Origin of the sequence: Vibrio sp. 10N.261.45.E2 (genome assembly GCF_002875705.1) — a bacterium.
Lineage (GTDB): Bacteria > Pseudomonadota > Gammaproteobacteria > Enterobacterales > Vibrionaceae > Vibrio.
The window spans coordinates 17,243-40,068 of record NZ_MCZZ01000109.1 but is presented as its reverse complement, the minus strand read 5'-3'; the positions used below and the strand labels follow the sequence as shown (position 1 = coordinate 40,068).

Genomic DNA, 22,826 nt, shown 5'->3' with positions numbered 1-22,826 from the left:
AGATTAGTGGTTCGGCGCTTTGGAGAAATGGCTCTCAACCAATCTTTGGGTGATTTGGTGGGTTGGATTGGTCAACACTTGATCTGTTTCCCCACTCTCAACCACATTACCTTCGTGCATAACAATGATCTTGTCGGTAATGTGTTTAACAATACCAAGGTGTTGAGATACATAAACGAACGACACGCCCATCTCTTCTTGCAGCTCTAAGAACAAGTTAATGATTTGCGAGCGCATTGCCATATCCAAACCATTCAACGCTTCATCAGCGACAATGATGGATGGCTGAAGTATCAAGGCTCGAGCCAAACAAACCCTCTGTTTCTGGCCTGCAGCAAGCATCTGAGGGTAGAAGTAAGCATGTTCTGGTAGAAGCCCCACGCGTAACAGTGTGTCTTTCACACGATGCATACGAGCCTCGGGTGGCATGTTGGTGTTTCGCTTTAATGGACCCTCAAGAATACGACCGATCTGAATACGTGGATTTAGCGACGTATTCGGATCTTGGAAGATCATGCGAATCAGCTTACAACGAGTCGAGTAGTCTTTGTGCTCCAACTTTTCGCCATTCACGCGGATCTCGCCCGAAGTCGGTTCAACCATGCCTGCGAGCATTCTTGCTAATGTCGATTTCCCAGAACCATTTTGACCGATAAAACCAATCGTCTGACCTGCTTCAAGAGAGAAACTGACCGGCTTCACTGCTTGGTGAATCTTTTTACGGAAAAGACCAGAGCGAGTCGTAAAGTCTTTAGACAAATCACTGACTTCTAATAATGCACTCATGATTTCTTTTTCTTCTCCATATTCAGAGGGAAGTGACAGTTAAACTTATGGTTTTTGATACGTTTAGTATGTGGGATCTCGACACACTGCCTTTGTGCGTATGGGCAGCGAGGCCCTAATCGACAACCAATAGGAAGATGCTGCAGTGGTGGAATTGATCCTGGCAAAGATTGAAGCTTCTCTTTGTGGGGAATCCAGTCGTTAAAGTCCGGCATCGCTTTTAGCAGAGCAACGGTATACGGGTGCTTGGGTGCATCCAGCAGTTTTTGCGTATCCGCAGATTCTACAGACTGACCACAGTACATCACAGTAATGCGAGTCGCCCATTGAGTGATGGTCGTTAAATCATGGCCTATCAGAATGATGGTCGTGTTATTGATCTGATTCATTCGGCTCAATAAACGCAAGATCTGAGACTGAGTGATAGGATCTAAGTCGTTGGTTGGTTCATCGGCAATCAAGACTTTTGGCTTGGCTGCGATGGCCATTGCGATCATCACTTTTTGACACTCACCATCGGTCAGCTCATAAGAGTAACTGTCCATTAGGCGAGAGTGGTCTTTGATGCCTACTTTGTGCAACAACGCGATCGCCTGCTTCTTACGCCATTTAAATCGTTGCCACCAACGACCTTCAAATGCATGAGAAGGGATCGCTTCAATTAGCTGGTTGCCTACTTTTTCAGAAGGGTCAAGACACGTTGATGGTTCTTGGAAAATCATTGCGATATCGCGGGCGATCACTCGGCGTCTTTCTTTAGGCGTCAGTTGCAGTAGGTCGATATTACCTAAGCGCATTCGGTCTGCAGAAACCTTCCAGTTTTCTTTACAGACTCCGACGATTGCCTTCGCGACCAAGCTCTTACCTGAGCCAGATTCACCTACTAAGCCACGAATTTCCCCTTCGTTGAGGGTAATACTCATTCGATCTACGGCTTTAACCATCCCTTGAGGGGTCTCAATCTCAATGGTTAGATGTCGAATATCAAGTAACGGCATTATTCGATTCCTGCATTTAGCGCTTGGCGAACACCTTCACCGACGAGGTTAATCACGATCACTGTAAACATAATGGCTAAGCCGGGTAGGGTAACTGTCCATGGCGCAAGGTAAATCAACTCGACCGAGTCTCCCAAGATTGAGCCCCATTCAGTACTTGGTGCTTGAGCGCCAAGCCCTAGGAAACCCAAGGCGGTGATATCAAGAATTGCGACTGACAATGCCAGCGTAACTTCAAGTGCGACCACAGTGAGGATGTTTGGAAGAATTGAGTTCCAAAGCAGGTAAAAATCGTTCGCACCATCAAGGCGAGAGGCCAGAATATAGTCCTTCTCAACCTCTGCATGCACGGCGATGTACACCGAGCGTATAAAGCGCGGAATCAGTGCTAAACATAGGGCAAGCAAGATATTAAACTCCCCAAAGCCTAGGAATGCCACGAAGATAATCGCCAACAGAAGAGATGGAATCGACATGACCGTATCAAGCAGGTGGTTTAGCGTGCTTGATAGCAATCCACGAGTCATCCCGGCAAGTACACCAATCAAACAACCAATGACCGCTGCGATAAAGGTAATCACCACCGCAGCGCCGAAGGTAAGTTGAGAGCCGATTATCAGACGAGAAAGAATGTCTCGGCCTAAGTCATCAGTACCAAGAAAGTATTCAACCGTACCCGCTGGGTCCCAAGAGGGAGGGGTTAGAAGGTGACCCGTTTGTTCTTGTGCATCATGCGGAGCTAACCACGGTGAAGTGACAGTAACCAGAATAATAAGAACCAAACACCACAGGCCAAACATCGCCAGATTATTGCTACGGAAGCTTCGCCAAAAACGCTCGAACTGGGTTGGAATTTGTTCTTCTTGGTAGACGTTATTTGTTAGCATACCATTCCTTCCTTACCAGTGGATTGATCATAGCGCCCAGTAGATCGGACAGAATGTTTGCGGTCAAAACTAAGGTTGCCACGACAATCACGCCTGCTTGAATAGAAACGTAGTCTTGATTCGACAAGGCATCCAACAACCAGCGGCCAATGCCCGGCCAGTTAAAGATCGACTCAGTAATAATTGCAAGCGTTAACATACTCGATAGTTGAACACCGACCTTAGGAATAATCGGAGGGATCGCGTTTCTTAGCACATGCTGCGTGATGATCTCTCGCGTAGAAAGACCTTTAATTCGTGCGGCACGGATGTAGTTTTGAGTCATCACTTCAGCCACTGACGCTCTCATCAATCGGATGACCTGAGTTGTTGGAGCCAGCGCTAAAACAAGACAAGGTAACGCCATATGCTCGATAACACTTTGCAGTGCATGTGCTCGGTAGCGGCCTTTCGCAAAGAAGGCATCAATCATTGCAAAGCCACTTACATGTTCAATCTCGTATAGCAGATCGTATCGACCGCCAACTGGGAACATCTCAAAGTGTAATGAGAACACCATGATCATCAGTAGTGCGACCCAGAAAATCGGCGCAGAGTAACCCGCCATTGAGGTAAACGATATGGTGGTATCAACAAATTTACCCTGTCTCATACCCGCAATGGTGCCGAAAGGGATACCAATCAAAAGTGCTAATACAAATGCGAAAAAGCAAAGCTCTAATGTCGCCGGGAAAACGATCACAAGCTCATCGATAATAGGCACGCCGTGCTTACTTAAACCAAAGTTGAGCGTTGATAATTCAGTGAGGTAGCTTAACCAACCTGGCCAAAAATCTTGAATTGCCCAAGGTGAGGTTTGGTCGAGGCGCAGCAGAGAAAAGCCAACTAGCGTCAAAATCGCTAAGGTAATAACGAATAAGTTTATACGTCTTAATGTATACCAAAACATCACTGCACCTCTCTTCTGACTTGATCAAAAGGTTGGGCATTGAAAGGGCTCTGTTTAAAGCCCGTTAGCGAACGATCGTGTACGCGAAATTGCACGCCATGAGCCAGAGGGATCACTGGTACTTCTTCGTTGAGAATGTTTTGGGCTTGACGATACAAATTCACGCGATGCCTTTGTTGATTGATCTCTAGTGCTAAATCGAGAAGGAAATCAAAGTCTGAATTACACCACATCGAAACGTTTAATCCTGCGCGTTCTGAACTGCATGAGAGAAGCGGGCGTAAGAAGTTATCTGGGTCACCGGTATTGCCTATCCAACCTGTAAGCAACAGGTCTGTTGAGGAAATCGAGGATAACTGTGTACGGTCAAATCGGTCATCGGTATAGAGTTTCAATTCAATACCAATATCCGCCAAGTTTGCTTGGATAAGTTCTGCTGTTTTTCTTGGGCTTGGGTTGTATGCGCGAGGCTCTAATGGTACCCACATTGAAAGCTCTAACCCGGGTTCAACACCTGCTTCTTTGAGCAGCGCAATCGCATAGTTTCGATCATAACGAACTTGAACGCTGTCCTCTTGGTGAGCCCAAGAAGTAGGAGGAAGCAATGTATAGGCTTTCGTCCCTGTACCGTAGTACACAGAATCGAGTATGTTTTGGCGGTTGATGGCTAAGTTAAGCGCTTTACGCACTCTAGAGTCACGCAGTGCCGGATGCTCGGTATTTAGCGCGATGAAAGAGACATTGACCGCAGGCGTGGCAGAAATCATCAACTCTTCATGAGCTTGAATAATCGGTATCTGACTAGAAATAGGTGAGTTCAACACGTCACACTCACTGCGGAGAAGCTTAGCAAGTGTGCCTGTCCCACGTTGTGAAGTATCAAACACAACTTGGTCCATTTGTACGTCACCTCTCCAGTAATGCTTGTTCTTTTTCAAGCGAACTAGATCATTGATCTGGTATTCGTCTAAGTAGAAAGGACCAGTGCCGACCGGGTTGGAATCGATTTGATTTTTCTCGTCCGCAGCAATTAGCTTATTGGCATATTCTTTAGAATGAATGACCGCATAGCTGGTGGCGATATTATTGAGAAATGAATTGTCTGGGCGACTTAATTGGAATTTCACCGTTAGGTCGTCAACAGCAGTGATATCGACGATCAGGTTTTTGAAGTCAATTCCGGCAAACCATGGGTATAGACCACCGCCTACATAATGAAATGGGTTTGAACTATCAATGACACGTTCAAAGCTAAACACCACGTCTTGTGCATTCATACTACGAGTGGGGGTGAACCAGTCTGTAGTTTGGAACGCAACATTTGGGCGCAGTTTGAACGTGTACTCTGTACCTGATTTATCAACAGACCAACTTGTCGCCAAGTTCTGCTTTGGTCGGTAAGTCATCGGATCAAGAGTGAGCAGTGTATCGAAGATTTGAGGGCTCAGCGATTCTGCGGTAATACCACTATCAACCAACTGTGGGTTGAAGGTACTAGGATTACCTTGGCCGCAATAAATGAAGCCTTTTTCACGGATTTGCTCGTGATTCACACTCTCACCACATCCAGCTAGAAAGCTCAGCGTGCAGATGCTCAGTGATAGTCTTATTAGTGCTTTCATAAAAAGAAATACTTTTCGAAACGAGGCGTTAGAGGAGCCTCAAGATCCGGACAATTTAACATTTTATTTATTCGGCTCCAAATAATAATCAAGTGTGGACAGCTATTTATCGTTAGCTTGTCCGACAATCGCGTACTTCCTCACCATTCCACGTAATTGGTTGTAGGTTAACCCAAGTAATTCTGCTGCTTGTTTCTGGTTGTACTTACTCTGTTTTAGGGCTTGATTGAGTAGCTTGATGTCTTGTTGTTCTTGCCATGCTTTGTAATCAAGTGGCAAAGAAAACGAGCTCTCAGATGAAGTATGGCTGTTAGACGGCTCATTGCCAGTTTCTGGCGAGGAATCTTGCTCTGTTTTCCATGCGGGCTTGAATGGGTTAAATACCAAAGATTCAATAGGATATGGGTCTTTACCGTGCTGGTAGATGGCTCGCTCTATCACGTTTTTCAGCTCTCGAACATTCCCTGGCCACGCATAATCCAATAGCGACTCAACAGCAGAGGGAGCAAAGCCAACAAATAACTCCAATTCTAATTCACGGCACATCTTAATAGCGTAGTATTCTGCCAACAGCATGATGTCTTCTTTCCGTTCGCGTAACGGAGGAATAGTAATTACATCAAACGCCAGTCTATCCAATAAATCGGCTCTGAATTCACCCTTTAATGCCATCTCTGGTAAGTCGGCATTGGTGGCACACACCAGTCTTACATTGGCATTTAGCGCTTTTTGACCGCCGACGCGCTCATATTGCCCGTATTCAATAACGCGCAATAGCTTTTCTTGAACGGCAAGGGGAGTCGTAGCAAGCTCATCCAGAAACAGCGTGCCTCCTTCCGCTCTTTCAAAGCGACCTTGATGACGACCTTTCGAACCTGTGAAAGAGCCTGACTCATGACCAAACAATTCTGAATCAATCAAACCTTCACTGAGGGTTGAACAGTTCAGCGAAATCAAAGGCTGATCCCAGCGTCTTGAAAGATAGTGCAGCCTTTGTGCAATCAGTTCTTTACCCGTACCACGCTCGCCAATGATCAGAATGGGCCTTTCAATTGGAGCCAGTTGAGAAACTTTGTCCAAAACAGAGAGAAAGCTAGGTGATTCACCAATAAGATTCTGCTGCATAACGGGTCCTTGTGTGAGCTGAGCGCTGGTGTAGGTCATATAAGGTTTTAGTGGTGAAAAATACCAATACTTGGCTAAATTCATCATAGCACGGTTCGGCTTAATCACCATTTTATTGTAAGTGATTGATAATGAATGTCTAAAAAGTTGGCACGCTACTTGGATTACTTATGGTAGGTTTAACAACAAATGTAGATTAGTGAGCAAGTGGTGACGAGTCGACAACGATTTGAAACGCATTTGCCATCATTGTAATTAAGGAGTTCCTCATGGGTATTTTTTCTCGCTTTGCAGACATTGTAAATTCAAACATCAGTGCACTATTAGATAAGGCTGAAGATCCTGAAAAGATGATTCGCCTGATTATCCAAGAAATGGAAGACACGCTGGTTGAGGTTCGCACTAACTCAGCAAAAGCAATTGCAGACAAGAAAGAGCTAGCACGCAAAGTTGAAGCAATCGAAACACAGATTCTAGATTGGCAAAACAAGGCGACACTAGCACTGACTAAACAACGCGAAGATCTGGCGAGAGCAGCGCTAATCGAAAAGCAAAAATTGGAAGACATCATCAAGAGCTTGCACACCGAGCAAACGTTGGTCCATGAAACCATCGAAAAGCTAACCAGTGAGATTGGCAAGCTTGAAACCAAAATTGCAGAAACTCGTGCCAAGCAACAAGCTTTGATGATTCGTAATAACGCAGCAAGCAATCGTCGTGATGTTCAAAAACACCTGCATTCAAGCAAAACCAACGAAGCAATGGCGAAGTTTGAGCAATTCTCGCGTAAAGTGGACGAATTAGAAGCTGAAGCGGACGTTTACGCTAAAACAGGTAACGCAAAATCTTTAGACCAAGAGTTTGCAGAACTACAAGCTCAAGATGAAATTGAAAAAGAGCTAGCGAAATTGAAGCAACAAGTTGAAAACCGAGATAAATAATTTAGGAGTTGTCTATGTCAACATTTCTAATTGCAGGTCCACTGATTGTCTTTTTAATCTTCGTTGCACCTCTATGGTTATTCTTACATTACCGCAGCAAGAAGAAATCCAGCAATGGTCTTTCAGAAACGGATCTTCAACGTCTGCATAAGCTTTCTGCGCAAGCCGAATCCATGCAAGAGCGAGTAAAAACGCTAGAAAAAATACTGGATGCGGAGTCGCCTAGCTGGAGACGAAACTATGAGTAGAGAACTGTATCGCGATACGATTAACGGAAAGTTGTCTGGCGTATGTGCAGGTTTAGCGAACTACTTCGGCCTTGAAGTGTGGTTGGTTCGCATCTTAGTTATCTCTGCAGCATTGCTTGGTGGTAGCTTTCTGGTGTTATTAGCGTATTTAGCTTTGACATTTATGCTTGAAAAACAGCCAGCTCACTATGTCGATGAGATGAAAGCCAAACAAGAGCACACGCTCAAGCAAAAACCTTGGGAAAAAGGGCAAACGGCAGAGTCGTTACTGGGCACTTTAGAGGGCGATTTCCAGAAGTTAGAGACCAGTGTCCGCAACATGGAAGCTTATGTAACCTCGGACACTTTCAAAGTCGACCGCGCATTTAAGAACATGTAGTGCTAAAACGTCAAAAACAATAGATAACGGTTTAGGATAATTTATTCCAAGCCGTTATTTTTTTTAATAATTTTGTCTAAATAAATCTTACGATAACTGGTAAGTTACATGTGATTAATCTATGTTATAAAAATATTTATAGATATGGATGATCACCAATGTATAGAGCCTCCGTTGTCCTATTGGCAGCCTTAGCTGGGTTGTCTGGGTGTGGTAAGGAGCTTCCTCCCGTACCTGAACCTGATTCTAGACCCGCCAAACTCTTCACCGTTTCCGTCGGTAATAACGCCTTTGAACGTAGCTTTCCTGCCACCACTGAAGCGGGTGACAAAGCGGTTCTTGCATTTCGTGTTCCAGGATTACTTCAGACTATCGATGTGACATCGGGTCAAAAGGTCAGCAAAGGGGAAGGGCTTGCAACGCTTAATCCTGACGAATATCAATTGTTAGAGAAGCAAGCAAGAGCCAACTTTAAGCTTGCTGATGTTCAATACCAACGTTCGATTAAGCTGCGAAAAGACCGAGTCGTATCAGAGCAAGATTTCGATCAAGCGAAAGCCAATCACAATTCTGCCAAAGCGATGCTTAATCAAGCCAAAGCTAACCTTCGCTACACCACTTTAATTGCGCCTTACGATGGAACCATCTCCATTATTCCGGCTGAAAATCATGAATACATTGCCGCCAAGCAAGGCGTGATGAATATTCAAACCAATCAAATTCTTAAAGTCGTCTTCTTATTACCCGACCAACTTATTACGCGCTTTTCTTCAGGGTTCGAGACAGATGCAACCATGGTTTTTGATGCGTTTCCTGAAAACTCTTATGTTTTAACCTTCCAAGAAGTCGATACCGAAGCCGATCCGAAAACAGGTTCGTACAAAGTTACTATGGTAATGGAAAGACCAACCGACGTGGGCATTTTGCCGGGTATGTCTGGCACGGTAAATTTAGTTTCATCGTTAGCGGCTGCTACCAAAATTCCAACTTCAGCAATGATGACCGACGGGGACGATGTCTCGGTGTGGCGTGTGAATAACGACGGTATTGTTGAAAAGGTTGCCATCGTTATTGATGAAAAACGTCATATTGTCTCTGGACTAAACGATGGCGATCGTATTGTCACCTCCGGCGTCAATGGTCTTGAGTCGGGCATTAAAGTTCGCGAGTGGATCAAGGAAAGGGGGCTATAACATGAAAACACTTAAAGTGGCCGCTGGCCTGTCATGTTTGGCCTTACTTACGGCTTGTGAAGATAAGCAAGCTGTAGAGGTGAACAACACACCCTTGGTTAAAGTTATTGAGATTTCAGTCATCGATTTTAGCGACAAACTCTATTTTCCAGCGGTTGCAAATGCTGCTGAGAAAGCTCACCTCAGTTTTCGAGTCGCTGGTGAAATCTTTAAGTTGGATGTGAAGGAAGGTGAACGTGTTTCTAAAGGGGACGTCATTGCCGAGCTTGACCCAACCGATTATCAATTGGACGTAGACAATGCCCAGGCACGTTACACGGTAATCAACAGTCAATACAGACGTTCTAGCCCGCTAGTGAAAAAAGGTTTATTGGCTAAGTCGCAGTTTGATGAAATTGCCGCTGAACGCCAGATTGCTTATTCGGAGTTGGAGTTGGCGAAACTGCGCTTATCGTTCACTAAGCTTCGTGCGCCTGTTGATGGGATTATTTCTCGTGTCAGTGTCGACCAATATGAAAATATTCAGGTAGGCCAGCAAATAGTGAATATTCACAGCGTTGAAGATGTTGAAGTCGTTATTCAGTTGCCAGACCAAATCTATGTGAACCAACCAAGTGAGCAGCTGCTATCGAACGTTGAGGCCTCGGTCAGAGTGCCAAGTGGTAATGAATACACGGCAGGTATTAAAGAGTTCACCACCGAACCAGACCCAAGTACGGGCACGTTCACTGTGACGCTTGCTCTGCCTATGCCTGAAGATGACTTGATTCTGGACGGTATGGCAGTTGAGGTGACCTCAAATGGGCGAGATATTGGCTTAGATCTAAAAGCCGGCGTGCTTATTCCAATTGAAGCTGTATTTAATGCTGATGGTGATGCTTTAACGCGCCAGAACTCTTATGTGTGGGTGCTTAATGATGACAATACCGTCTCGAAGCAACAAGTCGTGTTAGGAAAAGCAAATCAGAAAACATTGCAGATCATGAAAGGACTAGAAATGGGGCAGCATGTCGTTGTTGCAGGCGTATCGCGATTGCGAGATGGGATGACAGTGGATGTATTGTCTCAGGAGACGAACAATGAGTGAAGTGAATAACAAGCCCCAAAATGACGACCAACAGGGTGATGATCAGATCACAGGTGTTGCTGCTTACTTTATACGTAACAAAGTCATCAGCTGGATGCTATCTTTGATCTTTCTTATTGGTGGTGTCTCTGCTTTCTTCGGTTTGGGACGTTTAGAGGATCCTGCCTTTACCATCAAAGACGCAATGGTCGTGACTTCATACCCGGGGGCAACGCCTCAACAGGTGGAAGAGGAAGTGACCTATCCATTAGAGAAAGCAATTCAACAACTTACCTATGTGGACGAAGTGAACTCTATCTCTAGCCGTGGCTTGTCTCAGGTAACGGTAACGATGAAGAACAATTATGGCCCAGATGATCTTCCACAAATCTGGGATGAACTTCGCCGAAAAGTAAATGATCTCAAGGTTGAATTGCCACCTGGCGTTAATGATCCACAAGTCATTGATGACTTTGGTGACGTTTACGGTATTTTGTTGGCGGTGACGGGGGATGGCTACAGCTACAAAGAGCTGCTGGATTACATTGATTATCTAAGGCGAGAGCTGGAGTTGGTCGATGGGGTCAGTAAAGTTTCTGTTTCGGGGCAACAGCAAGAGCAAGTATTCATTGAAATTTCGATGAAACGGATAAGTTCACTCGGTATCTCTCCAAGCACCGTATTTAATCTATTGTCGACTCAAAACATTGTATCAAGCGCTGGTGCAGTAAGAATTGGCGATGAATACATTCGAATCCATCCAACGGGTGAGTTCCAGAATGTTGAACAACTCGGTGATTTGATTCTGACAGAAGGGGGTGCTCAAGGCCTCATCTATTTGAAAGATGTCGCTGACGTGACTCGTGGCTATGTCGAAGTTCCGAGTAACATCATCGGTTATAACGGTAAACTCGCGCTCAACCTTGGTGTCTCTTTTGCGCAAGGCGTAAACGTGGTTGCTGTGGGTGAAGCCTTTGATCGACGACTTGCTGAGCTGAAATACCAGCAGCCAGTTGGCATCGACATCTCTGAGGTATATAACCAACCCAAAGAGGTAGATAAGTCGGTAAGTGGTTTTGTGGTGAGTTTAGGGCAGGCGGTTGCAATCGTAATCGTGGTGTTACTGTTCTTCATGGGATTGCGCTCGGGTCTGTTGATTGGCTTGATACTGTTGTTGACCGTTTTCGGTACCTTCATTTTCATGCAGTATTTCAAGATCGACCTCCAACGTATTTCACTAGGTGCATTGGTTATCGCCTTGGGGATGCTGGTGGATAACGCCATTGTGGTAGTGGAAGGGATATTGATCGGCACGCAGAAGGGGCGAACCCGGATGCAGGCCGCTACCGATATCGTCACTCAAACCAAATGGCCGCTGTTGGGGGCTACCGTTATTGCGGTGACCGCATTTGCTCCAATCGGTTTATCTGAAGACTCAACAGGTGAATATTGTGGCACCTTGTTCACAGTGCTCCTGATCTCCTTGATGCTGAGTTGGTTTACTGCCATCTCGCTCACGCCGTTCTTTGCCGATATGTTCTTTAAAGGTCAGAAGGTCGATCCGGGTAATGAAGGTAAAGACCCGTACAATGGGATGGTTTTTGTGATCTACAAAAACTTCCTTGAGTTCTGTATGAAGCGTGCGTGGTTAACCATGTTTGTTCTGGTTATTGGATTAGGCGCGAGTGTGTATGGCTTTGGTTTTGTTAAACAAGCCTTTTTCCCTTCTTCAACAACACCTATGTTCCAAGTGGATGTATGGATGCCAGAAGGCACGGATATTCGAGCGACCAATACCAAGCTTAAAGTGCTGGAAGGTTGGTTAGCAGAGCAGGATGAAGTTGAACATATCACGACAACAGCGGGTAAAGGTCTACAACGTTTCATGCTGACTTATTCACCGGAGAAAAGTTATAGCGCTTACGGCGAAATAACAGTTCGTGTGAAAAGCTATGAGGTGCTCCAAGGGCTAATGCTACGTTTCCGTGAGCATGTGGGTAGTCAGTTCCCAGAGATTGATTACAAGCTTAAACAGATCGAATTAGGTCCGGGTGGCGGTGCGAAAATTGAAGCGCGAATTGTGGGTTCTGATCCAACGGTTTTACGTTCAATCGCATCTCAAGTTATGGATATCATGCGTGCTGATGATGGTGCTTTCAATATTCGTCACGATTGGCGTGAAAGAACTAAGGTGCTAGAGCCTCAGTTCAACGAAAGCCAAGCACGTCGATATGGTATTACTAAATCTGATGTTGATGATTTCTTGGCAATGTCCTTCTCTGGTAAGTCGATTGGTGTGTATCGTGATGGTACAACGTTGATGCCGATAGTAGCTCGTTTACCTGAAGATGAACGTGTCGATATTCGTAACATCGAAGGCATGAAGATCTGGAGCCCTGCATTAAGTGAATACATCCCACTGCAACAAGTGACTTTAGGTTACGAGTTAGAATGGGAAGATCCACTGATCATCCGTAAAAACCGTAAGCGTATGCTGACGGTAATGGCGGATCCTGATCTATTGGGTGAAGAGACAGCCTCAACTCTACAGAAACGCTTACAACCACAAATTGAAGCGATTGAGATGCCACCGGGTTACTCACTCGAGTGGGGGGGCGAATATGAGTCGTCGGCAGATGCGCAGGCGTCACTGTTCACAACTATGCCTCTAGGTTACTTGTTCATGTTCTTAATCACGGTGTTCTTGTTTAACTCGGTGAAGGAGCCTCTGATTGTTTGGTTAACGGTGCCACTGGCGTTGATAGGGGTGACGACAGGTTTATTAGCCTTGAACACACCATTTGGTTTTATGGCGCTGTTGGGTTTCTTGAGTCTATCTGGGATGCTACTGAAAAACGGTATCGTACTGCTTGATCAAATTGAGATTGAAATGAAATCAGGTAAAGATCCATATGTGGCGGTTGTTGATGCGGCATTAAGTCGTGTTCGTCCGGTATGTATGGCGGCGATCACAACTATTCTTGGTATGATCCCTCTGTTACCCGATATCTTCTTCAAGCCGATGGCGGTAACCATCATGTTTGGTTTGGGCTTTGCGACTGTACTGACGCTAATCGTAGTACCTGTTCTATATCGTCTATTCCATAAAATTGAAGTAGCTTAACGCTAATTAACCTTTGAAATAATGCCCCTAAATGGGGCATTATTTTTATATACCGATTGATAAAAGAGAATTCAAAAATGGAAGTAAATGCATCGGATAGAACCTGCGCATGGGCACTGAAACATGAACTTGAAAGGGAATACCACGACGCAGAGTGGGGCGTCCCTGTTTATGATGACCAAGTTTTGTTTGAGTTCATAACTTTGGAAGGCGCTCAAGCCGGCCTGAGCTGGATTACTATTCTCAAAAAGCGTGAAGGTTATTGTGCCGCTTTTGATAATTACGATCTAAATAAGCTAGCAGCCCTCAATCAAGACAACGTGCCACACATCATTGAAAATTTCGATGTGGTTAAGCACAAAGGCAAAATCGCTTCGGTATACAACAATGCGCGAGCAACGCTTGAGTTACAGAAAGAATTCGGCTCTCTTTCAAATGCCTTATGGCAATTTGTCGATAACGAAGTAATCGTGAACCAATGGACTGAGATGTCTCAAGTTCCTGCTTCTACAGAGCAATCTAAAGCGATGAGTAAGTTTTTGAAGAAGAGAGGCTTTAAGTTTGTAGGGGAAACAATCTGTTACGCGTTTATGCAAGCGACAGGCATGGTTAATGACCATACTGTAGGTTGTCCGTACAAATAAAAGTGTTATTTATCGTCGAAAAATAATTGCGTTAATATTGGAGAATTTACTGGTCATTTATAAACTATTCAATATCATATGCGACCGAATTTAAACCTAGAAGACGATAGTGAAACAACAAAGCTACCAAATTTGTGATGCTCGTTATGATCCCTTGCTTAGGCAGTTTGTGCGTGAAGATGGCCACGTAGAAACTATCGCGCCGTTAGAGGGTAAGGTGTTCCTGCTCTTGCTAGAGAATGCTGGTGAGTGCATTGAACGAGGTCTGATATTTGATAGGTGTTGGGGCAATGTGATTGTCTCAGAGCAAGCGCTCACTAACGTGATATCTAAGATTCGAAAAACGCTGTCACGCGTTACTTGTGGCTGTGCGACCATTCGCACAGTCAGCAAAACGGGTTATTCACTTGAAATTGATGAGTCGATAGAGCCTAGCAAAACTGAAACTTCTCAAGTGACTACTGAGTTATCCAAATCAAGCTCTCCGCCTGCCGGTCAAGAAGTGTTTGCTGCAACTGATTCAGAACTCAAGACACCTCCCAACCAAGATCAAAAGTTAACTGAAATAGAGACTTCAAACTCTAAAAGCAATGCACCCCTTGTTAAAGCTGGCTATTTAGTTGCATTGATTTGTGTCGTTGTAACGGCGTTCAACCTTTTCCAAACCTATTATACGCCACAGCCTTATTTTATTGATAAAGGCGAATATCGCGACAGTTATACAGATAATACCAATCACTATTTTTTCCATATTGCGCACCATGAATCCTATTCCCTGCCTGCTATCACTCAAAAGCTTACGGATGTGATGCCTAGTCACTGTAATGTGGATGTGTTTGTCCGTATCTATCCGTCAGTCGATCAGCCTGAAAATGATGCGCTATATATGTTGGTTCAAAAGAAAAACGGTGAAGCTTTGAATTATGGTGCTTCTATTTTTAATGTAGAGACGTCTTTTGATTCATTTGCAGCTCATATGGCAAAGAGGAGCTACTTTTGCGATTAATTGGCTTACTTATTGTTTGTGCAATCACCGCTGCGAGCTTCTTGTTAGAACAAAACGTCTTGGCTGGCACTCGATGGCACTGTAAAACGATCAAAACTGATTTTTTATCTCAGGCATTCCAACCATATAAAGCATTGTATGAACGCATAAGCCTTACTTTTCAATCTGATCATACTTTTAATATTAGGGAGTTTGTGACAATTACTGAGCAAAACGGCAAGGAAAGTATGATGGAAAATCTTTATTCAGGCTACTACGGGCTTGATGGAAACAATCTGTCGATGAGTATTCTGGATGTGAGAACGGCAACGCCTTTTCATGACCCTGTTATTAATCAGGAATATAGTGAGTATAAAGGGGTGACGATTGACTACACGATTGCAGTGAAGGATAAGTCTTTGTATATGTTCAATGAACATCGAACTGAAATATTTAATTGGGCGTGTTTTAACGTTCAGTAACTTTTTTAAAGCTATGTGTCTAATACGCTAATTTGAAAAAGGCAGGAAAATCCTGCCTTTTTGCTTATTGGATCTAGCCTTTAGATTACACCAGAGCGTTGTAACGTTCTAATCCAGCTTCTAGGTCTGCAATCAAATCATCAACGTCTTCTAAGCCGATATGAACGCGAATCAAGGTACCTTCGAAGTTAGGGTTCGCTACTGTTCTTAGGCTGTCAAAACTGTTCGGTTCATTCGCTAGAATCAAGCTCTCAAAGCCGCCCCATGAGTAACCCATACTAAAGTGCGTCATACCATCAAGCAGCGCTGTGGTGGCTTTTGTATTTGAGTTCTTCAGCACGAAAGAGAACAAGCCATTACCGCCAGTAAAGTCTCGTTTAAAGAATTCGTGGCCAGGACAAGACTCAAGAGCAGGGTGGCGAACATGGTCAACCTCAGGGCGAGTTTCTAACCACTTTGCGACTTTCAAGCTGCTCTCAGCGTGTTGGCGCAGGCGAACGTCAAGCGTGCGGATACCACGAAGTCCAAGGTAAGCATCATCTGGCGAAACACATTGTCCCATCAAGTAACTCTGTTCACGCAGTTGGTCCCAACATTTTTCGTTGGCAACAGCGGTACCTAGCATTACATCTGAGTGACCTACTATGTATTTAGTTGCTGCTTGGATAGAGATATCAACACCAAAATCGAACGGTGAGAAGTTAACTCCAGCTGCCCAAGTGTTATCTAACATAACGATGATGTCATGTTCATGAGCAATACGTGCAAGCGTTGGAACGTCTTGAACTTCCATTGTTACTGAACCCGGAGACTCGGTAAATAGAACCTTAGTGTTCGGCTTGATGAGGTCTTGGATACCTTCACCAATGGTTGGTTCGTAGTAAGTTGTTTCGACACCCATCTTTTTCATGATCGTGTCACAGAAATCACGTGTCGGCTCGTAGCAGGTATCAACCATCAGAATATGGTCGCCTGATTCTACAAAAGAGAGGATGGCATTAGAAATAGCTGCCGTGCCACAAGGGTAGAGCGCACAGCCAGCGCCGCCTTCCACTTCAACCATAGCATCTTGGAAAGCGAAATGAGTGTTGGTTCCACGACGTCCGTAAAAAAGCGTCTTATTAGCGCGATTAATCGTAGCTTTGCGCTTTTCTTCTACTGAGTTGAACACGACAGTTGAAGCGCGCTGTACTGGTGGGTTAACGACACCATTGGTCCACTTCTTATCACGACCTGCAGTGATCAGCTTAGTGGTTTTGTTTTCGGACATGCTGTGAATTCCTTATCAATCGGTTATGTCCTATTTAAAACATGCCAATAGCCTTCAAAGCAAGAGTGAAGCGGGGGTTTTTATGTTTTTCTTTGTCTTTTTAACCTTTCACGTCGTTTATCGTGAAAGGTTAAAAATCAGATAACCAGCGAGTGATGGGTCGCAGTGAATCCATAGATTGGATTACAGCAGTGGGTTGAACAGATAGAACAGCCTTTCGAAGAAGCGATTTCGCAAGTTTCTCTGTTCCCATTGTTCCAATACGACTGGGTGAGATGATTCAATGTACGATTGTTGCAGCTCAGAGAGTTGTTGAGTGAAGTGTACGTCATCTACAGCTAGTGTCACTTCAAAGTTGAGCCATAGGCTGCGCATGTCGATATTGACCGTTCCGATCAAACAAAACTCCTCATCAATAACAACCGACTTAGTATGAAGAAGGCCACCGTAAAACTCGTAGATCTTAACGCCGGCCTCAAGTAACTCGGTATAGAAAGCGCGCGAAGCCCACTTAACCATCAATGAATCGTTATTGTGAGGGATGATCAGTTCTACATTGACACCTCGTTGCGCGGTCATTTTGAGTGTTTCTAATAAATCGGCACTCGGTACAAAATAGGGTGTTGTGATACGAACAGAATGGTTTGCCTGATTAATCGCAATGGTTAGAACCTGTAAGATCAAATATTCCGGCATGCCCGGGCCTGATGGCACTACCTGAACAGGGTGATGCGTCATTACTTCTTCAACCGGACATTCTGGCAAATCAGGAAGGATTCGTTCGCCTGTTTCCACTTCCCAATCCCAACCATGAATGGCCGACAGCACATTAACCGTAGGGCCTGTTACGCGAACCATTACGTCAATCCACTGACCCACACCTGAACTTTGTTTGAAGTGAGCAGGGTCAACCATGTTCATTGAACCGGTATAGGCAATGGTTTCATCAATCACGATTATCTTACGGTGCTGTCTCAGGTCTAGACGGCGTAAGAAAATACGCCAAGGGCTAACCTCTAATGCTTGCACAACTTGCACACCGGCGTCTTTCATCATTGAAAGCCAGTGGCTTTTGAAAAATCGTGGGCTACCTGCAGAGTCAAGCAAGACCTTAACATCCACACCACGTTTCGCAGCGCGAATGAGTGCGGAAGCCACCGAATCCGCTAAGCCACCTGGATGCCAAATATAGAAAACCATCTTGATACTGGTTTGAGCGTTTTCTATATCTTCGATAATTGCGTGTAAGATCTCTTTGGGAGAAGCTTGCAGTGAAAGAGTGTTTCCGCTGAGTGCAGGAATGCCCATCCGATTGTTACAAAGCTCATCAATCTTGTGGATAGGGGAGCCGACTTTTCCCGGCAGGTGGAGCTGGCAATCATCAAGTTTTCGGAACCAATCACCAAACGGGGTAAACATGCGATGTGCGCGCTCAGCCCTCTTTCTACCTAGGTTTAGCTCTCCGAAAAGGAAGTAACACGCCACACCTACAATTGGGATAATGTAGATAACCATCAACCACGCGAGAGAAACGCTGACAGAGCGTCGTTTTAATACGACACGAAAAGTCACACCGGCTACAAGAACCCAGTATAAAGCGACAGAAGCTAAAGTTAAAAAATGGTAGACCTTTTCCACATTGAATACTCGAAAAAAGAGATACTTAGATAGTAATGCTATTTTGTGGATATGGGAATTTAAGGACTCAACTATTTACAAAATAGAGCAAAAGCTGTAAACAGGTTATAGTTGTTAAGTTTTGGTAAACTTAAGACGAAAACGATTGTTTTGTATGAAAAGGCGGCATTTAACCATAAAAATTTACATTGGTAACGAAATATGTACGGTTCGGACTTCCAATTTTAATCTTAAACTGGTTTACTTGCTATATAACGAGCGTCAATCAAATCTTTTAGGTGTGTAAATTTTTTTATACACCTTATCTTTTAAAGACGCCACCCAAAGCAAAACACAACATCACATAACACAAAAGTTTGGAGTACACGTGGCTACGAGTAATACAACCACAACACCCCGCGATACCTGGGGTTCGAAGTTAGGATTCGTAATGGCTGCAGCAGGTTCTGCTGTTGGTCTAGGTAACATTTGGAAATTCCCTTACACAGCAGGCGAAAGTGGCGGTGGTGCATTCGTTGCAATTTACCTGTTTTTTGTAATTTTCATCGGTTTCAGTGTAATGCTGACTGAATTTGCGATTGGCCGTCATACGCAGAGATCAGCAGTAGGTGCATTTAAATCAACTGACCGTCGCTGGACGTTCGCTGGTGTAATCGGCGTAGTAAGTGGCCTGCTAATCATGGGTTTCTACCCTGTAGTCGGTGGTTGGTCTATCGCATACATCGGTAAAATTGCTGGTGGTCTACTAGACGCACCTGAAGCAATTGGTGACAGCTTTGGTGGCTTTATCTCAAACCCAGTTCAACCACTTATGTGGATGGGACTATACCTACTACTTAACGTTGTAATCGTTATGAAGGGTATTTCTGGCGGTATTGAGAAAGCGGGTAAGATCCTGATGCCACTTCTTTTCATTATCCTTATCGTGGTATCAATCAAAGGCATCATGCTTCCGGGCGCGATGGCTGGTCTAGAATTCCTATTCAGCCCTGACTTCTCTAAAGTAGACAGCGGTGTAATTCTAGCTGCACTAGGTCAAGCATTCTTCTCTCTATCTCTTGGTATGGGTTGTATGCTGACATACGGTTCTTACCTTAAGAAGAAAGAGAACCTAGTTCAAACTACGGCTATGGTTACGGCAATGGATACAGGTGTTGCTATCCTAGCTGGTGTTGCAATGTTCCCTGCAATGTTCGCATTCGGTATGGAGCCTGCAGCGGGTCCTGGTCTAGTATTCGTTGTTGTTCCTCAGCTATTCGCTGAGATGGGCGGCGTAGTTGGTCTTCTATTCGCTCTAATGTTCTTCGTTGGTCTAAGTGTTGCGGCACTAACTTCTTCAGTATCTCTGCTTGAAGTTGTGGTTTCTTACCTAATCGACGAAAGAGGCATGAAGCGTGTGACTGCAGTATTGTCTGCAAGTGTAGTAATGGCGATTCTATGTATCTTCGCTTCTCTATCACTAGGTGGCTTCGGTCCTACACTGTTCGGTACTGGTGCATTCGATATCTTCGACCTACTAACGGATAAGATCTTCCTAGCGGTTGGCGGTATGTTGGTATGTATCTTCGCGGGTTGGAGACTAAACCGTGCTGACCTAGAGAAAGAAATCACTAACGACGGTGAAGTATCTTTCCCACTATTCGGTCTATGGTACACACTTGTTAAGTACATCATCCCAGTAGCTATCGCTATCGTAGCGTTCATGGGCATCTCTTCTGGCTTTGACAGCGGTAAAGGTGCAATCATGCTACTAGGTATTGGTATTATTGCTGGCTCTGCGCTTATCTCTAAGAAGCTATAGTTTTTAGAAACCAAAGTTCTTAGAAGCTACAATCGCGAGTTACGATAAGTTAAGAAACGGGAGCTTAAGGCTCCCGTTTTTTTATGTGTAAAACTTAATTATTGGCGAAAAATAAATCCTGCCTATTCACTCAAGTTATCCGTGCGCAAGCCGATATATTGAATGTTAAAGGTTTCTAAGTCGTATTTTATTTAGGTAGGTGTTGTGTGAAATTGTCAGTGAGAAAGAAACTGTATGCCGGTTTTGGCTCGATATTGGCGGTGCTTGTCACGTTAGTCAGTATTGTATGGATAGAAGTTATTGGCGCTCATAAAAGTGCTGATGAGATCAGAATGGATGATGTGCCGGGTACTGTTACCTATCTTGTACTGATAGATGAAGCTGGGGATGTCTACAGAGATGCACTTGGCGCGATTCTCCAGGTTGATAACGCGCTGAACGACTATAGAACCAATAAGAACGAGTTTGCCCAAGCAATTGAACAAGCGAAGCGTTTGGAGAGCAGAGGCTCTGAAGACCATCGCCGTATTCAGCGAATTGAAGAGCTGATGGGGCGTTTCACTCAAGAGTTTGAATCGAAGCTTGTGCCTAAGATTAATGTTGAATCTGAGCTACTCGCCAATATTCAACAGTTACGCTCTTTGTATGAGAGTAACCTCATCCCGATTGAGAACTTATTAGACCAAGCATCGGCAAGTGAGCGTGCTGATACAGAGCAATCGCTGCTTGTATTAACCGAGTCGTTTACCACCATCGAACGTACCATCATGGTGTTGTCTGCTATTGCGATTGTCTTTGGCTGTGTGATTGCATTTGTATTGTCTAGCTCAATCACTAACCGCCTTACCCGTGTCGAACAAGTTGCGCGACGTGTAGCAAATGGCGACCTAACGGCGGGCGATATTGTTGATGACTCTGGTGATGAACTGGCTGATCTAGCAAAATCGATTAACCAGATGCAGAAATCGCTAGTAGACCTATTAGGTTCAATCTCGTCTGTAACTCACCAAGTTCAATCTGTAACCGGTGAGCTATCTTCTATCAGCCAAGACATTGTTTCTGGTGCTTCAGCTCAAGCTGACAAAGCTAACTTAATTGCGACGGCCGCTGAAGAGCTTAGCTTGACCATTTCAGAAGTGGCACAGCAAGGCACTTCTACTTACGAAGAAGCACGCCGCTCTGAAACCTCTGCAGAAGATGGCCGCAATGTGATTGTTGAAATGGTGGCGAGTATTCAGCAAGTGTCGACTCAAATGAGCGACATGTCGCTACAAATGAATACACTGGGTTCTCATGGTGAGCAGATCGGTAGCGTCATCAAGGTAATCGAAGACATTGCAGAGCAGACTAACCTGTTGGCTCTCAACGCTGCAATTGAAGCGGCACGTGCGGGCGAATTCGGACGAGGTTTCGCGGTTGTAGCCGATGAAGTGCGAGCGCTCGCAGAGAGAACGACTAAAGCAACACAAGAAGTGTCTGGCATTATTCAATCGATTCAGTCGGGCACTCAAGAAGCAGTGACTTACACTCAAGACAACTGTCGCTTAGTTGAGATTGGTGTCGAGCAAAGCTCTGGTGCAGTTTCAGCACTCGAAGCGATTGTGAGCGGTGCGGGCAATGTACAAAGCATGGTCAACTCTATTGCGACTGCGGCTGAAGAACAGACGGCTGTGACCAAAGAAATTGCTGCGGATATTACTGCGATTAGCGATATCTCTGAGCAATCTCTGCAGCTAGCAACTCGTAGCTCTCAAAACACATCAGGTTTGAATGCTAAGGTTGCTGAGTTAGAAGCACTAGTTGGTAAGTTCAAACTTGCTTAGTGCTCAGTCCGTATTCAATCGGAACTAAAAACCGATTACCTAAAGCGGACAAATAAAGAGAAGCCCAATGATTCAATGTTAATTGAGTTAGTTGGGCTTTTTCGTAGCTGGAATCTGGGTTCAGACACGGTATACTCCACGTTCTACAATGGAGCTAGCCTTTACATGTTCGATATTCTTCTGAACCACTCTGATTTTTTACTTATCAATAAGCACCCTGGTGTCAGCGTCCACAAAGACGATGGTGATACCATGTTGCTTCAAGAAGTTTCTAAGGCAATCAATGAGCCTAAGCTGTATCTCGTTCATCGACTTGATAAAATGACCTCTGGCATTCTGCTGCTGGCAAAAAATGCGGCGGCGGCGAGCGAGCTTTCAAAGCTCTTTGCAAAGCGTGAAGTAGAGAAATACTACCTTGCGATTGGCTCTAAGAAGCCAAAGAAAAAGCAGGGTTTGATTTCTGGAGATATGGAGCGCTCACGACGCTCTAGTTGGAAACTACTGACTAGCAAAGAAAACCCAGCGATTACCCAATTTTTATCAGCAACAGCTGAACCCGGTGAGCGTCTACTTTTATGTAAACCCTATACGGGGCGAACTCACCAGATCCGTGTCGCGATGAAGTCGATCGGTTCAGCCATTGTTGGTGACCCTATTTATAATCCATCGAGTGAGGCTGACAGAGGTTATCTGCATGCTTTCGCGATTCGATTTACCTATCAATCACAAGCCTACGAATATGTCTGCGATCCAAGAAGCTTAAACTCTTTGGGTGAGAAGTGGCATCAGGAAACCGTCTCTAACGGTTTGGACAGTTGGCTTGAACCTTGGTCATTAACTTGGCCAAAGCTAAACACTAAGTGAG

Annotated in this window: 20 protein-coding genes; 12 read left to right on the top strand and 8 right to left on the bottom strand. The window is 44.7% G+C overall.

The genetic code is table 11. The features are described 5' to 3' along the window. Window positions 1–3: 3 nt before the first annotated feature. The 6 genes from BCT34_RS07265 to pspF form a co-directional block, all read right to left on the bottom strand. A complete protein-coding gene (locus BCT34_RS07265; protein WP_076654413.1) occupies window positions 4–786 on the bottom strand; it encodes an ATP-binding cassette domain-containing protein in 783 nt (260 codons plus the stop codon). Beyond that, window positions 783–1,784, bottom strand: coding sequence for an oligopeptide/dipeptide ABC transporter ATP-binding protein (locus BCT34_RS07260; protein ID WP_060982812.1), 1,002 nt, complete (start codon window positions 1,782–1,784; stop codon window positions 783–785). The genes BCT34_RS07265 and BCT34_RS07260 overlap by 4 nt, the downstream gene beginning before the upstream one ends. Continuing rightward, window positions 1,784–2,671, bottom strand: coding sequence for a putrescine export ABC transporter permease SapC (gene sapC, locus BCT34_RS07255; RefSeq protein ID WP_048658330.1), 888 nt, complete (start codon window positions 2,669–2,671; stop codon window positions 1,784–1,786). Before sapC ends, BCT34_RS07260 begins: the two co-directional genes overlap by 1 nt. After that, a complete protein-coding gene (locus BCT34_RS07250) occupies window positions 2,658–3,620 on the bottom strand; it encodes an ABC transporter permease subunit (protein ID WP_076654414.1) in 963 nt (320 codons plus the stop codon). The genes sapC and BCT34_RS07250 overlap by 14 nt, the downstream gene beginning before the upstream one ends. Then, window positions 3,620–5,242 carry an ABC transporter substrate-binding protein SapA gene (gene sapA, locus BCT34_RS07245; RefSeq protein WP_076654415.1) on the bottom strand — a complete coding sequence of 541 codons (1,623 nt, stop codon included), beginning with the start codon at window positions 5,240–5,242 and terminating at the stop codon, window positions 3,620–3,622. The genes BCT34_RS07250 and sapA overlap by 1 nt, the downstream gene beginning before the upstream one ends. Before the next feature lie 102 nt (window positions 5,243–5,344). Further along, entirely contained in the window at window positions 5,345–6,367 is a 1,023-nt protein-coding gene (gene pspF, locus BCT34_RS07240) for a phage shock protein operon transcriptional activator (RefSeq protein ID WP_076654416.1), read from the bottom strand. A 269-nt stretch (window positions 6,368–6,636) separates the two neighbouring features. On the opposite strand from pspF, the gene pspA reads away from it, so the two are divergent. The 9 genes from pspA (at window position 6,637) to BCT34_RS07195 (ending at window position 15,429) form a co-directional block, all read left to right on the top strand. Continuing rightward, complete coding sequence (pspA, locus tag BCT34_RS07235; protein WP_010440091.1) at window positions 6,637–7,308, top strand: phage shock protein PspA; 672 nt, start codon at window positions 6,637–6,639, stop codon at window positions 7,306–7,308. A gap of 14 nt (window positions 7,309–7,322) precedes the next feature. Further along, window positions 7,323–7,556 (top strand): envelope stress response membrane protein PspB, encoded by a 234-nt coding sequence (gene pspB, locus BCT34_RS07230; RefSeq protein WP_076654417.1) that lies wholly within the window; start codon window positions 7,323–7,325, stop codon window positions 7,554–7,556. Then, window positions 7,549–7,935, top strand: a complete 387-nt coding sequence (gene pspC / locus BCT34_RS07225; protein WP_076654418.1) for an envelope stress response membrane protein PspC — start codon at window positions 7,549–7,551, stop codon at window positions 7,933–7,935. The genes pspB and pspC overlap by 8 nt, the downstream gene beginning before the upstream one ends. A 158-nt stretch (window positions 7,936–8,093) precedes the next feature. After that, window positions 8,094–9,128: an efflux RND transporter periplasmic adaptor subunit gene (locus BCT34_RS07220; protein ID WP_076654419.1), complete on the top strand. Its 1,035-nt coding sequence runs from the start codon at window positions 8,094–8,096 to the stop codon at window positions 9,126–9,128. Window position 9,129: 1 nt separating this feature from the next. Further along, window positions 9,130–10,215 (top strand): efflux RND transporter periplasmic adaptor subunit, encoded by a 1,086-nt coding sequence (locus tag BCT34_RS07215; RefSeq protein ID WP_076654420.1) that lies wholly within the window; start codon window positions 9,130–9,132, stop codon window positions 10,213–10,215. Further along, the gene (locus tag BCT34_RS07210) at window positions 10,208–13,318 is read left to right on the top strand and encodes an efflux RND transporter permease subunit (RefSeq protein ID WP_076654421.1); all 3,111 of its coding nucleotides are present in this window, start codon (window positions 10,208–10,210) and stop codon (window positions 13,316–13,318) included. Before BCT34_RS07215 ends, BCT34_RS07210 begins: the two co-directional genes overlap by 8 nt. 77 nt (window positions 13,319–13,395) lie before the next feature. Then, window positions 13,396–13,962: a DNA-3-methyladenine glycosylase I gene (locus BCT34_RS07205; protein WP_076654422.1), complete on the top strand. Its 567-nt coding sequence runs from the start codon at window positions 13,396–13,398 to the stop codon at window positions 13,960–13,962. A 109-nt stretch (window positions 13,963–14,071) separates the two neighbouring features. Then, the gene (locus BCT34_RS07200; protein ID WP_076654423.1) at window positions 14,072–14,968 is read left to right on the top strand and encodes a winged helix-turn-helix domain-containing protein; all 897 of its coding nucleotides are present in this window, start codon (window positions 14,072–14,074) and stop codon (window positions 14,966–14,968) included. After that, on the top strand, window positions 14,959–15,429 hold the full coding sequence (locus BCT34_RS07195; protein WP_076654424.1) for a hypothetical protein: 471 nt from the start codon (window positions 14,959–14,961) through the stop codon (window positions 15,427–15,429). Before BCT34_RS07200 ends, BCT34_RS07195 begins: the two co-directional genes overlap by 10 nt. An 85-nt stretch (window positions 15,430–15,514) precedes the next feature. Here the strand turns inward: BCT34_RS07195 and BCT34_RS07190 are convergent, their stop codons facing one another. Then, the gene (locus BCT34_RS07190) at window positions 15,515–16,699 is read right to left on the bottom strand and encodes a cystathionine beta-lyase (protein ID WP_076654425.1); all 1,185 of its coding nucleotides are present in this window, start codon (window positions 16,697–16,699) and stop codon (window positions 15,515–15,517) included. 183 nt (window positions 16,700–16,882) lie between these two features. Next, on the bottom strand, window positions 16,883–18,337 hold the full coding sequence (cls, locus tag BCT34_RS07185; RefSeq protein ID WP_076654426.1) for a cardiolipin synthase: 1,455 nt from the start codon (window positions 18,335–18,337) through the stop codon (window positions 16,883–16,885). A 367-nt stretch (window positions 18,338–18,704) separates the two neighbouring features. Between cls and BCT34_RS07180 the strand changes: the two genes are divergently transcribed. The 3 genes from BCT34_RS07180 to BCT34_RS07170 all read left to right on the top strand — a co-directional run bounded on the left by BCT34_RS07180 (window position 18,705) and on the right by BCT34_RS07170 (window position 22,825). Then, window positions 18,705–20,138 carry a sodium-dependent transporter gene (locus tag BCT34_RS07180; protein ID WP_076654427.1) on the top strand — a complete coding sequence of 478 codons (1,434 nt, stop codon included), beginning with the start codon at window positions 18,705–18,707 and terminating at the stop codon, window positions 20,136–20,138. A 206-nt stretch (window positions 20,139–20,344) separates the two neighbouring features. Then, window positions 20,345–21,961: a methyl-accepting chemotaxis protein gene (locus BCT34_RS07175; protein ID WP_076654428.1), complete on the top strand. Its 1,617-nt coding sequence runs from the start codon at window positions 20,345–20,347 to the stop codon at window positions 21,959–21,961. A 165-nt stretch (window positions 21,962–22,126) separates the two neighbouring features. Continuing rightward, window positions 22,127–22,825 (top strand): TIGR01621 family pseudouridine synthase, encoded by a 699-nt coding sequence (locus tag BCT34_RS07170; protein ID WP_076654444.1) that lies wholly within the window; start codon window positions 22,127–22,129, stop codon window positions 22,823–22,825. Window position 22,826 lies beyond the last annotated feature (1 nt).

What these genes read in the sequence shown, in the direction of transcription:
- BCT34_RS07265 (WP_076654413.1), bottom strand. Translation starts at nt 786, where the DNA reads ATGAGTGCATTATTAGAAGTCAGTGATTTGTCTAAAGACTTTACGACT.
- BCT34_RS07260 (WP_060982812.1), bottom strand. Translation starts at nt 1,784, where the DNA reads ATGCCGTTACTTGATATTCGACATCTAACCATTGAGATTGAGACCCCT.
- sapC (WP_048658330.1), bottom strand. Translation starts at nt 2,671, where the DNA reads ATGCTAACAAATAACGTCTACCAAGAAGAACAAATTCCAACCCAGTTC.
- BCT34_RS07250 (WP_076654414.1), bottom strand. Translation starts at nt 3,620, where the DNA reads ATGTTTTGGTATACATTAAGACGTATAAACTTATTCGTTATTACCTTA.
- sapA (WP_076654415.1), bottom strand. Translation starts at nt 5,242, where the DNA reads ATGAAAGCACTAATAAGACTATCACTGAGCATCTGCACGCTGAGCTTT.
- pspF (WP_076654416.1), bottom strand. Translation starts at nt 6,367, where the DNA reads ATGCAGCAGAATCTTATTGGTGAATCACCTAGCTTTCTCTCTGTTTTG.
- pspA (WP_010440091.1), top strand. Translation starts at nt 6,637, where the DNA reads ATGGGTATTTTTTCTCGCTTTGCAGACATTGTAAATTCAAACATCAGT.
- pspB (WP_076654417.1), top strand. Translation starts at nt 7,323, where the DNA reads ATGTCAACATTTCTAATTGCAGGTCCACTGATTGTCTTTTTAATCTTC.
- pspC (WP_076654418.1), top strand. Translation starts at nt 7,549, where the DNA reads ATGAGTAGAGAACTGTATCGCGATACGATTAACGGAAAGTTGTCTGGC.
- BCT34_RS07220 (WP_076654419.1), top strand. Translation starts at nt 8,094, where the DNA reads ATGTATAGAGCCTCCGTTGTCCTATTGGCAGCCTTAGCTGGGTTGTCT.
- BCT34_RS07215 (WP_076654420.1), top strand. Translation starts at nt 9,130, where the DNA reads ATGAAAACACTTAAAGTGGCCGCTGGCCTGTCATGTTTGGCCTTACTT.
- BCT34_RS07210 (WP_076654421.1), top strand. Translation starts at nt 10,208, where the DNA reads ATGAGTGAAGTGAATAACAAGCCCCAAAATGACGACCAACAGGGTGAT.
- BCT34_RS07205 (WP_076654422.1), top strand. Translation starts at nt 13,396, where the DNA reads ATGGAAGTAAATGCATCGGATAGAACCTGCGCATGGGCACTGAAACAT.
- BCT34_RS07190 (WP_076654425.1), bottom strand. Translation starts at nt 16,699, where the DNA reads ATGTCCGAAAACAAAACCACTAAGCTGATCACTGCAGGTCGTGATAAG.
- BCT34_RS07170 (WP_076654444.1), top strand. Translation starts at nt 22,127, where the DNA reads ATGTTCGATATTCTTCTGAACCACTCTGATTTTTTACTTATCAATAAG.